The sequence below is a fragment of the Agrobacterium sp. 5Ca50 genome, from assembly GCF_055381905.1.
In genome coordinates this window covers 3,237,650-3,249,683 of record NZ_AP026438.1, presented here as the reverse complement: position 1 = coordinate 3,249,683, position 12,034 = coordinate 3,237,650, and the positions used below count along the sequence as shown (strand labels likewise).

The following is a 12,034-nucleotide window of genomic DNA, read 5'->3' as shown; positions in this document are numbered from 1 at the left end:
GTCCCAGAACGGGTGAGCGCAACCGATGCGGTAATGGCCTTTGCTGTAGCGCATTAAGCGCTTACTGCTCCATCACGCGCATGGGGCGTTTTGCCACTTATTCTCCAATCTGCCGCAGGACCGGCGCCGCCTTTTGACCAAGGATGCGCCAAGTGCCAAGCAGCCCGATACCCACTGTCATGACCAGCGCCACAACAACGGTTCCCACCGCCACATCGGTGAGAAATGCCGATGGCAGTTTCATGATGCGGGCAATGACGAACCATGCGGACACACCGCCAGCTGCCAGCGCAAAGACCGCTGTCGCCAGACCGAGGATCATATACTCATAGGAAAACGCTTTGATGAGGGTGATGCGTGTTGCGCCAAGGGTTTTCAGAATGACTGCGTCATGAGTGCGAGCACGGTTTCCGGCCGCCAGCGCGCCTGCCAGTACCAAAACAGATGCGATCAGGGCTACGGCGGCAGCCGCACGGATGGCGGTGGCCAGTTGGCCGACCAGCCTGTCGACCACTTCCAGTGCGTCCTTTACCCGGACGCTTGTAATGGTCGGGTAGGCATTGGTGACTGCACGCAGGATTTGTCCTTCATCGGCAGGGGTCGCTTCCGGATCGGCAAGAGTGGCCAGCCAGGCATGGGGTGCGCCCCGGAAGGTGTTGGGAGAAAAGACCATCACGAAGTTGATCGACAGCGATTCCCACTCGACATTGCGCAAGTTGGCAATCTTCGCGGTAATGCTGCGGCCGAGCACGTTGACGGTGACGCTGTCGCCAATTTTCAGGCCAAGTTCACCGGCCTCCTCTGCGGCAAAGGAAACCAGCGGTTCGCCAGTATAATCGGCGGCCCACCAGCTACCCTCTGTGAGCTTGGTATTTTCGGGCATGTCGCCAGCGTAGGTTATGCCACGATCTCCACGCAGCACCCAGCGACCGGATGATGGAACGTCAATCTTGGTCACATCCTGGCCGTTCAGCGCAAGAATGCGACCGCGCAACATTGGCACTTCGGTAATGGTGCCATTGGGTGCATTTTGTTTGACGACGTTGCGGAAACCTTCCAGTTCGCTGCCCTGAATATCGACAAAGAAGAAATTCGGTGCACGTTCCGGCAGGGTAGACGTCAGTTCGCGACGCAGATTGCCATCAATCAGCGACAGGGTAACCAGCAAAGTCAGACCAAGGCCAAGTGACAGAACCACCGAAGGTGTCAATGCGCCGGGGCGATGGATGTTGCCGATCGCAAGTCGCATCGCAGTCGAGTTGACGTGCGGGCTTTTGCGGGCAATCAGCCGTACCAGGCTGGCAACCACGCGCAACACAACAAAGGCAAAAGCGACAGCGGCGAGAAAGACCGATGCGATGAAACGGTCTTCGGCGGTCAGTACGGCAAGCCCTGCCAACAAAGCCAGCAACAGGCCGGTCGCCAGCAGATAGGGCCATGACGGCCAGCGGCCTTCATCGAAACACTGGTCACGGAACAGTGCAGTGGCGGGAACCTCTTTCGCCTGGCCAAGCGGCAGGATGGTAAAGGCTAGTGTGGTGACCAGACCAAAAACCGTAGCGATCAGAAGGGCCGATGGATAAAGGGTGATTTCTTTCGGCACCGGCAAAACACCTGCCAGGAACTGCATGGCAATCAGCGGTACGATAGCGCCGACCACAAGTCCGATCAGGATGCCAATCAGCGCGATGAACAATATCTGGAACAGATAGGTCATCGTCACGATGATGGCCGGTGCACCCAGGCATTTGAACGAGGCAATGGTGGTGCGTTTGGCATCCAGAAATGCCCGCACGGCATTTGCCACACCAACGCCGCCAACGATAAGAGCGGTTAGTCCGACAAGTGTCAGAAACTGCGAGAAACGATTGACATTTTCAGTCAGGGACGGTGCGGCGCGATCGCTGGTGCGGATCGACCAGCCGGCATTGGGATAGGCCTTGTTGGTGTCAGCGGTGATCGACGCGCGTTTGAGCGGATCCGTGAGCCTGATTTTGTAGGCATGTTCAACGAGGCTGCCTGTCTGGATCAGCCCGGATGCCACAAGAGCATCACGACTGACCAACAGACGTGGCGCAAAACCGAAGCCATCCGAAAGCGCATCGGGTTCGTTGACGATGGAGCCAGTGAGCTTCAACCGGGCAGAACCGAGCAATATCTCATCGCCGGGTTTGACGCCCAGTCGTTCAAACAAAAGCGGTGCGGCCAACGCACCGTAGCTGTCCTGATCCTTGGCGAGCAGCTCATCCAGTGGACGGTTCGGTTCCGCCTCAAAGGTGCCGTAAAGCGGGTAGGCGCCATCAACGGCCTTCACTTCCGCCAGTGTCTGCTCGGAGCCTGAAGGCGCGCGTGCCATGGACCGAAGACCGGTCGACACGGCAATGTCACCCAGCCCTTCAAGATAACTGCGTTCTTCAGGGGTTGCTTCGCGATTGCGCAGTTCGAAACGCACATCGCCTGCGAGAATAGCTTGGCCTTCAGACGCGATAGAGCTGGTGACGGCCTGCGACACCGAATTGACGGCGGCAATGGTGGCTGTTCCGAGCGCTATACAGGCAAGAAAAATATAAAAACCGCGAAAGCCGCCGCGAATTTCGCGTCTGGCCAAACGAAATGCGGTGCGGATCTGAAAGGAAGACGGCATCATGCGGATGCTGCCTCCTTGATCTCGGTCGTGGTGCCTGAATCTTCGACAATCTCGCCGGACCGTACCCTGATCTGGCGTGAGCAGCGGGCTGCCAGAGCGGGATCATGGGTCACAAGGATCATCGTCATGCGACGCTCAGCCTGTTTGGAAAACAGCAGGTCGGCAATTTGGCGCCCGGTTTCGGTGTCCAGATTACCAGTCGGCTCATCGGCGATCAGCACTGCTGGAGACGGTGCAAGTGCGCGGGCAATTGCCACACGCTGCTGTTCACCGCCGGAAAGCTGGCCGGGATAATGGGAGAGACGCTCACCCAGACCAACTGCCTGCAATTCCTTTCGGGCAATATCAAACGCGTTTTTCACATTGGCGAGCTCCAGCGGCACAGCCACATTTTCAAGCGCCGTCATGTTGGCGATCAGGTGAAATGACTGGAAGACGATACCGATATTCTTGCCGCGAAAATCGGCGAGCGCGTCCTCGTTCAGATTGTGCAGCGCCTTATCAGCAATGTGAATTTCGCCGCTATCGAGCCTTTCGAGACCTGCCAGCACCATCAGCAATGTCGATTTGCCGGAGCCGGATGGACCAACGATGCCGACCGCCTCACCTTCACCAATTTTAAGGTCAATTTTTTTCAGGACGTGAACGGAAGCAGCGGCGTTTCCAAGTGTCAGGTCAGCCTTGTTCAGCTCGATAATGGTTTTCGTCACAGAATAGGTTCCTATATAACAGGAGATAAGGCGATTTTTCGCGATGTTCTGAAACAACTTAGGAGAGGTATGATGGGATTTAAAGCCGCAGCGTTTCACTTCATCGTCATTTGTGCAGTCTCGATTTTCGCCTCTGGCGCGAATGCGCAGGACCGGACCTTGCAATTGGTCGGGCTAGGTGACAGCTTGATGGCCGGTTATCAACTGCCACCGACCGATAGCTTTACTGCCAAACTGGAAGAGGCATTGAAGGCCAAGGGTGTCAATGTCACCGTAACCAATGCCGGTGTTTCCGGCGACACCAGTGCCGGCGGTCTGGCGCGTGCCGAATGGTCCGTTCCAGATGGAACTGACGGTGTGATTGTCGAACTTGGTGCCAATGACGCATTGCGGGGTATCTCGCCGGACGAGACCGAAAAAAACCTCGACGCCATCATCTCAGGTTTCAAGAAACGCAACATTCCGGTTCTGCTGGTCGGTATCATGGCGCCACCCAACATGGGTGACGACTATGCCGCGCGGTTCAACCCGATCTACAAGCGTCTGGCCGATAAATACGAGCTGATCCTGTATCCGTTTTTCCTTGAAGGCATGGTGCTGGATGCATCCCTGAAACTGGAGGACGGCATGCATCCCAATACGGCGGGTGTGGACGTGATGGTCAAAAATGCCCTGCCTGTGGTGGAAGAGTTCATCAAGACAATTGGTGGGCAATAAAAATAAGCGCTTGCGTGCGAAGGCATTGCATGATTCGCTGCTGATATCTGCAAGAGATTCGGGGAGCTCGCCATGCCGAGACTATTTACCGCTCTCGAAATTCCACGCAACGCGGCGTTAAGCCTTTCTTTGTTGCGTGGTGGTCTGCCGGGTGCCCGGTGGATTGATGTGGAGAATTATCACATAACCCTGCGCTTTATCGGCGATATAGACGGACGTACTGCCGATGAGGTGGTTGATCGTCTCGACCGGATAAATCGGCCAGAATTTCAGCTCAATCTGTCCGGAATCGGCTCCTTCGGGTCCAAAAAACCGCACTCGCTCTGGGCCGGGGTATCACCTTCGCCGGAGATGAATGCGCTGCAGTCCGAAATCGAGCGTATCTGCCAGCGCATCGGCCTGCCGCCTGATCCGCGCAAATTCATGCCACATGTAACGTTGGCACGGTTGCGCAATTCCCGGCTGGACGATGTAGTGCATTATCTGTCGGGGCGGGGCGATTTCAGAACGGTTGACTTTACGGTCGGGCGCTTTGTGCTGATGTCGTCAAAGGAATCGGTCGGCGGCGGTCCTTACATCGTTGAAGAAGCGTTCCCGCTCTACGAGACGTCACCCTCGGCGTCGATCTTCTCCAGCAGGGACCTGCAGCCGGCAAAGAGCATGTTGTAGACGCTCAGAAAACCGTCTTCGCCGCCATAATAGGGGTCCGGCACGTTATCATTGGTGCCAACAACATATTGGCTGAACAGATGCACCCTGTGCCGCAAGCTTTGCGGACAGGATTGCAGAACGCGGCTGAGATTGTCGTCATCCATACACAGGATGAGATCGAAGTGCTCAAAGTCATCCCTTTTTATCTGCCGGGCACGCTGGCCGGAAATATCAATGCCGTGCTGGGCCGCAATCGCTACAGAACGTGGATCGGGCGCGTTTCCGGCGTGCCAGCCACCGGTGCCGGCGGAATCCACATGGAACCGCTCTTGCTGTTGCGCTGTTTCAGTTATGTGTGTGAAAATGCCTTCAGCCAGTGGCGAACGGCAAATATTGCCCATGCAGACGAACAGTATCGAGACTGGTTTCATGCTGTGATCCATAAACTGAGCAACTTCAATTTGGGAGGTCTACGCAATGAACTACGACAGGCTGGAGACGGCTGCAATTGAGCAGGAACTAAAAAAACTGGGCGGTGGCTGGGTGATGCGTCCAGATGGTCTGGCAATAACAAGAACATTCAAGTTCGCGAACTTCTCGGAAGCATTTGGCTTTATGGCGCAGATCGCCCTGTCGGCTGAAAAGCTCAACCATCACCCCGAATTGCGCAATGTCTATTCCCGGGTGGAGGTGGTGTTGACGACCCATGATTCACAGGGTGTCAGCGAAAGGGATTTCCAGCTTGCTGCCTGCATCAATAAGGCAGCAGCGGGACGAGGCAATTGAACAGCGCTGAAAAACCACCATATTGGCTGGTAGACGGAGGTTGCTGAGACAATGGACGATATCAAGATCGGTGAAATCTTGTTGCCGGGCGATCCTGATACCCAGGAGAAACGCGAGAAAGAGGTTCGGTCGAAGTTCTGGCCGAAGATGCGTCGTGCCATGAAACGCGTGCCTTTTGCCCGTGATGCCGCGGCCGCTTATTACTGTGCGATGGACCCGACGACGCCGATGCGTGCCAAGGGTATTCTCCTTGCAGCGCTCGGATATTTCATCATGCCGATCGACGTGATACCGGACATGTTTGCGGTGATTGGATTTACTGACGATATTGCTGTTTTGACAGCGGCGCTGGCGATGATCCGCGCCAATATCAAAATGGAACATTATGATGCTGCCGATGCCATGCTGGAGCGTCAGGAAGAAGAATGAGAACTTAACTTGCTCACTGCCTTGCTGCGCGGGAAAAGAACAAATTCTCGCCTTAAACTTTGTGTCAATGCTGTAGGCAGAGACAGCATCCGACACCAAATTTCCCCTTATGGCTCACGCATGTCTCCCAAAAGTGGGAACCGGTTTTGGGACAGAGACATGCGTTAATACGGCGCGTAAAAACGTGTTGCATCACTGCGAAGAAGCAGGTGCCTCAACGTCGCGGAATTGTAACAGGGTGATACATTTTCGTTATTTTATCGTTCTTGTTGACGGTTTGGTAACCCATGTTAAGCCAAACTAAAAATGAGAATAACTTCATGCGCCCGGCAGAGCCGTTCCGGGCATTTGGTGACAGTAAACCCGGCAGGAAATCAATGTTTGTAAGAAGTGTAGCAACCGCAGTGGCAATCCTGATGACAGGCGCGAGCCTGGCCTATGCACAGTCGCCCACGCGCATCCAGCAGTTCAACGCATGGGGTGCTTATTCGTACAAATCCGGTAACAGTACCGTGTGTTATGTGTTGTCCATTCCGACAACCAAAGAGCCAGCAAATGTAGACCACGGTGATATCTTCTTCATCGTATCGCAGCGTCCGGGCCAGAACATCTCCTATGAGCCGCAGGCCATGGTTGGTTATGCGTTGCGCGAAGGTTCTAAGGTCAATGTAACGATCGACAACAAGAACTTCGTCATGTTCACAAAGGACAAGGCTGCTTGGGTTGAAAATGCAGCCGAAGAGCCAGCACTGGTTGCCGCGATGAAGGGTGGCAAGAGCATGACCGTGAAGGCTACATCTGGCCGCGGAACTGCAACGTCCTACTCCTACTCACTATCGGGCATTTCTGCTGCCCTTAAGCAGATCGAAACCTGCAAGTAAGTCTTTTGCAGTGTATGTTTTTGAATGGCCGGTCATTGACCGGCCATTTGCGTTGAGGCTGGAATAATGCTAAAGGCGCGGCAACAAACCGCAAGCGGGCGCATTTTTGCTGCCTGCCGCTGATTTTCATGACATGCAGACGATGTTCCGGCCTTTTGAAGCGGCCGCTTTCGATGCTGTATTCGATGATGGGATATTGCGATGTCCGTAATGGAAACCGCTGGCCTGGCTATTAAGAAGCCGATTGTTGCCAATAACGATCTGATGTCTGGCAAGCCCAGCCTGATTGGGCTTACCCGTGAAGACATGGCCGAAGCGCTGGTCGATGCCGGCGTGCCGCAAAAGCAGGTCAAGATGCGCGTCAGCCAGTTGTGGAACTGGCTTTATGTGCGCGGTGTCTCTGATTTTGACAACATGACCAATGTTGCCAAGGATCTGCGTGAGACGCTGAAGGCTAAATTCACCATCGCCCGCCCAGAGATCGTTGAAGAGCAGATTTCCAATGATGGCACGCGCAAGTGGCTGATGCGTTTTCCACCACGCGGTGCAGGCCGTCCGGTCGAGATCGAAACCGTTTATATTCCCGAAGAGGGACGTGGCACGCTGTGCATTTCCAGCCAGGTTGGCTGCTCGCTGACTTGTTCGTTCTGTCACACCGGGACGCAGCGTCTGGTTCGTAACCTGACGGCGGAAGAAATTCTCTCGCAATTGTTATTGGCGCGTGACCGGCTTGGTGACTTCCCAGATGGCTCGACGCCGGTTGGTGCCTATGTGCCAAGCGAAGGTCGCAAGGTGTCCAACATCGTGATGATGGGCATGGGCGAGCCGCTGTATAATTTCGAACATGTGAAGACAGCACTGCTGATCGCGACCGATGGAGACGGCCTGTCGCTTTCCAAGCGTCGTGTTACGTTGTCGACTTCAGGCGTTGTGCCGGAGATTTTCCGCACTGGTGATGAAATTGGCGTGATGTTGGCGATCTCGCTTCATGCGGTACGCGACGAACTGCGCGACATGCTGGTGCCGATCAACAAGAAGTATCCGCTAAAAGAACTGATCGAGGCCTGTCGCAAATATCCCGGTCTGTCCAATGCGCGCCGCATCACTTTTGAATATGTAATGCTGAAGGACGTCAACGACAGTTTGGAAGATGCCAAGATGTTGGTGCAGCTTCTCAAGGGCGTTCCAGCCAAGATCAACCTCATTCCGTTCAACCCGTGGCCGGGCACCAACTACCAGTGTTCGGATTGGGCGCAGATCGAGAAATTTGCCGATTTCATCAATCAGGCAGGTTATGCATCGCCGATCCGTACACCACGCGGTCGTGATATTCTCGCGGCCTGTGGCCAGCTGAAGTCGGAGTCTGAGCGCATGCGCAAGACCGAGCGTCTGGCGTTTGAGGCAATGATGATTGCCAACCACGGTGCAGATGATTGATCGTCTAGTACGCTGTCTCTTATTTCTTGAGTCGGCGTGCCTGACCCTCAGTGCGGCCGTCGTGAAGTCAATATAGCTATAGGAATAAGCCTTTTCTGGCCGTTCTCTGATTGATTTCAAATCACCGCTTTCCTAAGAAGATATCCGAAACAAAAAACTCGGAGGATCATCCATGCGTTCACTCATTCTGGCACTTGCGGCAGCAACCGCACTTGTCCTGCCTGCCAAGGCTGAAACCGTTACCGTCGCCGTTACTGCAATTGTTGAGCATCCTGCTCTCGATGCAGCCCGAGATGGCGTCAAGGAAGCTCTGGCCGAGGCTGGTTACAAGGAGGGCGAAAACCTCAAATTTGTCTATGAGTCCGCGCAGGGTAATCCGGCAACTGCCGCACAGATCGCCCGCCAGTTCGTAGGCGACGCGCCAAACGTCATCGTTCCGATCTCCACACCATCTGCACAGGCTGTTGTTGCCGCCACCCGCGATATTCCAGTTGTTTTCACTGCCGTTTCCGATCCGGTTGGCGCGCAGCTAATCAAGGAAATGGAAAAGCCAGGTCGTAACGTCACAGGCCTTTCCGATGCGCTTCCGGTCAACGAACATCTGGCGCTGATCAAAGAAATCTCTCCTGAGGCCAAGACTGTCGGCTACATCTACAACTCCGCAGAAGCCAACTCGGTTTCCACGCTGGAGCTCCTTAAGGCTAAAGCTGAAAAGGCTGGTTTAAAGGTCGTTGAATCCGTCGCAACCAAGTCTGCTGAAGTGCAGGGCGCTGCCCGCGCGCTGGTTGGCAAGGCTGACGTGATCTACGTTCCTACCGACAACACAATTGTATCGGCCTTCGAAGCTGCTGCTGGTGTTGCCGCTGAAGCGAAAATTCCACTGTTTGCTGCTGATACAGATTCCGTTGCACGTGGTGCAGTTGCGGCACTCGGCTTCAACTATTTCGACGTTGGCAAACAAACCGGTGCTGTTGTTGTGCGTATCCTCAAAGGTGAAAAGCCCGGTGATATCGCTGCAACTGTTGCTGTTGGTACCGATCTCGTTATCAACAAGACCGTTGCGGAAAAGGTTGGTGTGACGTTCCCGGAAAGCGTTGTGAAGCGCGCCACCAAGGTTATCGAATAAGCAGGGAAGGGCTGCCTTCGGGCAGCCTCGTTATGTCTTGAGAAAACTGCCGCACGATCTTCGTCATGCCCGGGCCTGTCCCGGGCATCGTCAAAGGTAGATGTGATCTAATCCTCCAGGCAGGATTGCGACGACGGGGTCAGCGAGCAGCTTTCATGGCAGTTTAGGAACTGCAGTAAATGCGCCCAGTGTGAGCATTGGGCGATAAACCAAGGATTTTTCTTGTGAGTCAAATCGCCTTCTGGGGTGCTGTAGAAATGGGGCTGGTTTTCGCCTTTGTTGCTATTGGCGTTTACCTCGCATTCCGTGTGTTGGATTTCCCGGATCTGACCGTAGACGGTTCTTTTCCACTTGGTGCAGCCGTTGCTGCGGTTCTGATCATCGCGGGTCTGAATCCTTGGCTCGCTTCTGCCTGTGCAATGGCGGCCGGTGCCGTTGCCGGTGTTGTGACCGCGACGCTGAATGTCCGCTTCAAGATCCTCAATCTACTCGCTTCAATTCTGACGATGATAGCGCTGTTTTCTGTCAACCTGCGTGTCATGGGCAAACCGAATGTGGCGCTGCTCAATCAGGAAACGATGATCGAACCATTTTATGGTCTTGGTCTGTCTGAATATCTGGTGCGTCCGTTGTTCGTTGGAGCCTTGGTGCTAATCGCTGTGATCGTGGTTTGGCGTTTCCTTGAGAGCGATGCGGGCCTTGCCATGCGCGCGACCGGTGCCAACGCCCGTATGGCGCGTGCGCAGGGCGTGAAGACCGGCAACCAGATTTATCTCGGTATGGCAATTTCCAACGCACTTGTGGCGCTTGGTGGGGCATTGTTTGCACAAACGAACGGTTTTGCCGATGTGACCTCCGGTGTCGGTACCATCGTTGTTGGTCTTGCTGCCGTTATCATCGGTGAAACGCTGTTTGGGGCTCGCGGTATTCTGATTGCTCTGATCGGCTGCGTGTTCGGTTCGATTGCCTATCGCCTTGCCATCCAGCTGGCGCTGTCCAGTGACAGTCTGGGATTGAAGGCATCCGACCTTAACTTCGTTACAGCTGTTCTGGTGGCGATTGCTCTCATCCTTCCCAGATTGCGTCGCGGAGGAGCATCGTCATGATCGCGCTCGATGGTATTCAGGTTATCTTCGGTCGAGGCACGCCGCTGCAAAAGCAGGCGCTGTCGAAGGTCGATCTTAAAATTGAAGACGGGTCTTTTGTTACCGTTATCGGCTCCAACGGCGCCGGCAAGTCGACGCTGCTCGGCGTTCTGGCGGGTGATGTTCTGCCAACCGCTGGCAAGGTCACCATTGGCGGCAGTGATGTAACACGCAAACCAACGGCTAACCGTGCTGGCAAGGTCGCCCGCGTGTTTCAGGATCCACTGGCTGGCAGCTGCGGTGCGCTCAGCATCGAAGAAAACCTGGCACTTGCTGCATCACGCGGCAAGTTCCGTGGTCTTCTGCCTGCCTTGGGTGGTGGTCGTCGTGACTTCTTCCGCGAACGCATCGCCTCGCTTAATCTCGGGCTTGAGAACCGCCTGAAAGACCGCATGGATCTGTTGTCGGGCGGTCAGCGTCAGGCTGTATCGCTGGTCATGGCAACGCTTGCCGATTCCGATGTGTTGCTGCTCGACGAACACACGGCGGCACTTGATCCCGGCATGGCGGAATTCGTCATGGAATTGACCCGTAAGGTGGTTGAGGAGCGCAAGTTGACCACATTGATGGTGACGCACTCCATGCGACAGGCGCTGGATTATGGTGACCGCACGATCATGCTGCATGGTGGTGAGATCGTTCTCGATGTGTCCGGTGAAAGCCGCAAGGGCCTGCAGGTCGAAGACCTTATCGAGATGTTCCGCAAGATACGCGGTCAGGCGCTTGATGATGACGAGTTGCTGATCGGCTGATCTTTTCTGCCGTTAGACCATTGTTGCCCAGCACCGGGCAAAAAGAGAGGCGCCGATATAAGGCGCCTCGAAATCTCAGTCGAGATTTTTTTATTCATCCGAAACCCAAGTGAAAGCGCTCCGGTTCTTGCGACGATACCAATTACATTTTCGGCAGCAAGACCTTGTCGATGACGTGAATGACGCCATTCGATTGTTTGACGTCGGCAATGGTGACGTGGGCTTCATTGCCGGCTTCATCGGTTAGTGTGATCTTGCCCATGCTTTCTTTGGCTTTCAGGATGCAGCCGCCAACGGTTTTGACGTCATGGGTGCCGCCATCGTCCTTGATCATCTTTTCAATCGCGGTCGACATGGCATCTGCAGCAACGACATGGCAGGTGAGGATCTTGGTAAGCTGAGCCTTGTTTTCAGGCTTCAGCAGGGTATCCACGGTGCCTTTTGGCAAGGCGGCGAAAGCTTCATTGGTTGGGGCAAAAACTGTGAATGGCCCCTTTCCCTGCAGCGTTTCGACAAGGCCAGCAGCTTTGACAGCGGCAACCAGCGTGGTGTGGTCTTTGGAGTTCATGGCGTTTTCGACGATGTTTTTGTTCTCATACATCGCGGCGCCGCCAACCATCGGGTTTTTGGCCTGGGCTGCGAATGCAACCGTTGAAACTGCTGCGGCAAGCGCAAACATGCGTAGGGTGGATTTTATCATGGCGTATTCTCCTCTGGTTCCGCCAATCGCCACCAGCGTTGTTGCAAGCGGCA

The 12,034-nt window shown here is 54.9% G+C and carries 13 protein-coding genes; 9 read left to right on the top strand and 4 right to left on the bottom strand.

What is annotated here, in order from left to right:
* Positions 1-97 precede the first annotated feature (97 nt).
* The gene (locus tag ACZ5FM_RS15675) at positions 98-2,647 is read right to left on the bottom strand and encodes an ABC transporter permease (RefSeq protein WP_464039183.1); all 2,550 of its coding nucleotides are present in this window, start codon (positions 2,645-2,647) and stop codon (positions 98-100) included.
* A complete protein-coding gene (locus ACZ5FM_RS15670) occupies positions 2,644-3,357 on the bottom strand; it encodes an ABC transporter ATP-binding protein (protein WP_464039182.1) in 714 nt (237 codons plus the stop codon). The genes ACZ5FM_RS15675 and ACZ5FM_RS15670 overlap by 4 nt, the downstream gene beginning before the upstream one ends.
* Positions 3,358-3,429: 72 nt before the next feature.
* On the opposite strand from ACZ5FM_RS15670, the gene ACZ5FM_RS15665 reads away from it, so the two are divergent.
* Together ACZ5FM_RS15665 and thpR are read left to right on the top strand one after the other, a co-directional pair.
* Positions 3,430-4,074: an arylesterase gene (locus ACZ5FM_RS15665; RefSeq protein WP_464040483.1), complete on the top strand. Its 645-nt coding sequence runs from the start codon at positions 3,430-3,432 to the stop codon at positions 4,072-4,074.
* A 72-nt stretch (positions 4,075-4,146) separates the two neighbouring features.
* Positions 4,147-4,743: an RNA 2',3'-cyclic phosphodiesterase gene (gene thpR / locus ACZ5FM_RS15660; protein ID WP_464039181.1), complete on the top strand. Its 597-nt coding sequence runs from the start codon at positions 4,147-4,149 to the stop codon at positions 4,741-4,743.
* Here thpR and ACZ5FM_RS15655 read toward each other — a convergent pair.
* Positions 4,674-5,156: a low molecular weight protein-tyrosine-phosphatase gene (locus ACZ5FM_RS15655; RefSeq protein WP_464039180.1), complete on the bottom strand. Its 483-nt coding sequence runs from the start codon at positions 5,154-5,156 to the stop codon at positions 4,674-4,676. The genes thpR and ACZ5FM_RS15655 overlap by 70 nt on opposite strands.
* Before the next feature lie 46 nt (positions 5,157-5,202).
* On the opposite strand from ACZ5FM_RS15655, the gene ACZ5FM_RS15650 reads away from it, so the two are divergent.
* The 7 genes from ACZ5FM_RS15650 (at position 5,203) to ACZ5FM_RS15620 (ending at position 11,281) form a co-directional block, all read left to right on the top strand.
* On the top strand, positions 5,203-5,511 hold the full coding sequence (locus ACZ5FM_RS15650; protein WP_250984261.1) for a 4a-hydroxytetrahydrobiopterin dehydratase: 309 nt from the start codon (positions 5,203-5,205) through the stop codon (positions 5,509-5,511).
* Between the two features lie 51 nt (positions 5,512-5,562).
* Positions 5,563-5,940: a YkvA family protein gene (locus ACZ5FM_RS15645; protein ID WP_259149526.1), complete on the top strand. Its 378-nt coding sequence runs from the start codon at positions 5,563-5,565 to the stop codon at positions 5,938-5,940.
* A 377-nt stretch (positions 5,941-6,317) separates the two neighbouring features.
* Positions 6,318-6,821 carry an invasion associated locus B family protein gene (locus ACZ5FM_RS15640; RefSeq protein ID WP_192490442.1) on the top strand — a complete coding sequence of 168 codons (504 nt, stop codon included), beginning with the start codon at positions 6,318-6,320 and terminating at the stop codon, positions 6,819-6,821.
* Positions 6,822-7,031: 210 nt separating this feature from the next.
* A complete protein-coding gene (rlmN, locus tag ACZ5FM_RS15635; RefSeq protein WP_464040482.1) occupies positions 7,032-8,258 on the top strand; it encodes a dual-specificity RNA methyltransferase RlmN in 1,227 nt (408 codons plus the stop codon).
* Between the two features lie 172 nt (positions 8,259-8,430).
* Entirely contained in the window at positions 8,431-9,384 is a 954-nt protein-coding gene (locus tag ACZ5FM_RS15630; RefSeq protein WP_464039179.1) for an ABC transporter substrate-binding protein, read from the top strand.
* 224 nt (positions 9,385-9,608) lie between these two features.
* Entirely contained in the window at positions 9,609-10,490 is an 882-nt protein-coding gene (locus ACZ5FM_RS15625; protein WP_192490439.1) for an ABC transporter permease, read from the top strand.
* On the top strand, positions 10,487-11,281 hold the full coding sequence (locus ACZ5FM_RS15620; RefSeq protein WP_250984264.1) for an ABC transporter ATP-binding protein: 795 nt from the start codon (positions 10,487-10,489) through the stop codon (positions 11,279-11,281). The genes ACZ5FM_RS15625 and ACZ5FM_RS15620 overlap by 4 nt, the downstream gene beginning before the upstream one ends.
* Positions 11,282-11,423: 142 nt before the next feature.
* Here the strand turns inward: ACZ5FM_RS15620 and ACZ5FM_RS15615 are convergent, their stop codons facing one another.
* Positions 11,424-11,981, bottom strand: a complete 558-nt coding sequence (locus tag ACZ5FM_RS15615; RefSeq protein WP_464039178.1) for a fasciclin domain-containing protein — start codon at positions 11,979-11,981, stop codon at positions 11,424-11,426.
* Between the last annotated feature and the right edge of the window lie 53 nt (positions 11,982-12,034).

Excerpts from the sequence above, each read along its gene's own strand:
- ACZ5FM_RS15675 (WP_464039183.1), bottom strand. The coding sequence starts at position 2,647 with ATGATGCCGTCTTCCTTTCAGATCCGCACCGCATTTCGTTTGGCCAGA.
- ACZ5FM_RS15665 (WP_464040483.1), top strand. The coding sequence starts at position 3,430 with ATGGGATTTAAAGCCGCAGCGTTTCACTTCATCGTCATTTGTGCAGTC.
- thpR (WP_464039181.1), top strand. The coding sequence starts at position 4,147 with ATGCCGAGACTATTTACCGCTCTCGAAATTCCACGCAACGCGGCGTTA.
- ACZ5FM_RS15655 (WP_464039180.1), bottom strand. The coding sequence starts at position 5,156 with ATGAAACCAGTCTCGATACTGTTCGTCTGCATGGGCAATATTTGCCGT.
- ACZ5FM_RS15650 (WP_250984261.1), top strand. The coding sequence starts at position 5,203 with ATGAACTACGACAGGCTGGAGACGGCTGCAATTGAGCAGGAACTAAAA.
- ACZ5FM_RS15645 (WP_259149526.1), top strand. The coding sequence starts at position 5,563 with ATGGACGATATCAAGATCGGTGAAATCTTGTTGCCGGGCGATCCTGAT.
- ACZ5FM_RS15640 (WP_192490442.1), top strand. The coding sequence starts at position 6,318 with ATGTTTGTAAGAAGTGTAGCAACCGCAGTGGCAATCCTGATGACAGGC.
- rlmN (WP_464040482.1), top strand. The coding sequence starts at position 7,032 with ATGGAAACCGCTGGCCTGGCTATTAAGAAGCCGATTGTTGCCAATAAC.
- ACZ5FM_RS15630 (WP_464039179.1), top strand. The coding sequence starts at position 8,431 with ATGCGTTCACTCATTCTGGCACTTGCGGCAGCAACCGCACTTGTCCTG.
- ACZ5FM_RS15620 (WP_250984264.1), top strand. The coding sequence starts at position 10,487 with ATGATCGCGCTCGATGGTATTCAGGTTATCTTCGGTCGAGGCACGCCG.
- ACZ5FM_RS15615 (WP_464039178.1), bottom strand. The coding sequence starts at position 11,981 with ATGATAAAATCCACCCTACGCATGTTTGCGCTTGCCGCAGCAGTTTCA.